This window comes from Okeania sp. SIO3I5, assembly GCF_010672085.1.
GTDB lineage: Bacteria > Cyanobacteriota > Cyanobacteriia > Cyanobacteriales > Microcoleaceae > Trichodesmium.
The window spans coordinates 1-1,274 of record NZ_JAAHHT010000530.1; the positions used below are offsets into that span (position 1 = coordinate 1).

The 1,274-nt window shown below is 39.7% G+C and carries 1 protein-coding gene; it reads left to right on the plus strand.

Annotated features, from left to right (window positions below):
* Positions 1-342: 342 nt before the first annotated feature.
* Positions 343-1,050, plus strand: coding sequence for a 5'/3'-nucleotidase SurE (surE, locus tag F6K40_RS40265; RefSeq protein WP_293145962.1), 708 nt, complete (start codon positions 343-345; stop codon positions 1,048-1,050).
* Positions 1,051-1,274: the final 224 nt, after the last annotated feature.

The following is a 1,274-nucleotide window of genomic DNA, read 5'->3' on the forward strand; positions in this document are numbered from 1 at the left end:
GTTAATTATTAATTCTTGCAGAATTTTATTGCTTCCCTATTACCGAAAAAATCAGGTTTAAAGCCTATACTTTTAAGGAGAAAAAAAGCGGTCGAGAGATGGGGAGGAAACCTTGCCATATCCAATCAACCAAGAGAAGAAAAAAGTTCCTTTTAACTAATCCTTCTATTACAGAAAAGGTAATAATTAATTATTAATTATTAATTGTTAATTGTTAATTATTAAACGGATGTACTGATAACCCAGTTCCAACTCAGGAGACTTTTGATATGTGTAGCAAACTAATAACTGATAGCTAATAACTGATAACTGATAACTGATAACTAATAACTGATAACTAAAATGACATTTATTCTAACTAATGATGATGGGATTAACGCTCCAGGCATTAAAGCACTTTGGGAAGCTGTAAATAATACCGATCTACCTCTACCATCTTTCGACAAAAGTATTATTGTTGCTCCCCAGGGACAATTATCTGGTTGTGGGCATCAAGTCACTACTAAGGAACCAATTAATATGCAACGTCTGTCTGAGGTTGAGTATGCGATCGCAGGTACACCAGCAGATTGTACTCGAATAGCAATAACACACATAAGTCAAAATGTCAAATGGGTGCTTTCTGGTATTAACTCAGGCGGTAACATGGGTGTAGATGTCTACATATCTGGAACAGTGGCAGCAGTAAGGGAAGCAGCATTTCATAGAATCCCTGGAATCGCCCTGTCTCAATATCGTCAAGGAAAAAAACCTGTAGACTGGGCGAGAGTAACTCATTTAGCCAAAATAGTATTAACAGATTTACTCAACCGCCCCATTGAACCTGGAGCTTTCTGGAATGTAAATTTCCCCTATTTAGAACCGGAAGCACCAGATCCAAAAATAGTATTTTGCGAACCATCTACCCAACCATTACCAGTAGCTTATCAGATAGAAGGAGAAGACTTTTATTATGTAGGAAAATATGATGAACGCGATCGCGCTCCAGGAACAGATGTAGATGTTTGTCTTGGGGGTAATATTGCCATTACCAAGATTCAACTTTCTTGATAGTGTTTTAACGAAGTCAGAAGTCAGAAGTCAACCCACCCCTAACCCCTCCCAGGAGGGGAAGTAGGGTATTAGAGCAAGGCTCCAAAAATATTTGGGTAGTGCGTCAAGGAAGTGTGGGAAGTGTGGGAAGTGTGGGAAGTGTGGGAAGTGTGGGAAGTGTGGGAAGTGTGGGAAGTGTGGGAAGTGTGGGAAGTGTGGGAAGTGTGGGAAGTGTGGGAAGT

What these genes read in the sequence shown, in the direction of transcription:
- surE (WP_293145962.1), top strand. Translation starts at nt 343, where the DNA reads ATGACATTTATTCTAACTAATGATGATGGGATTAACGCTCCAGGCATT.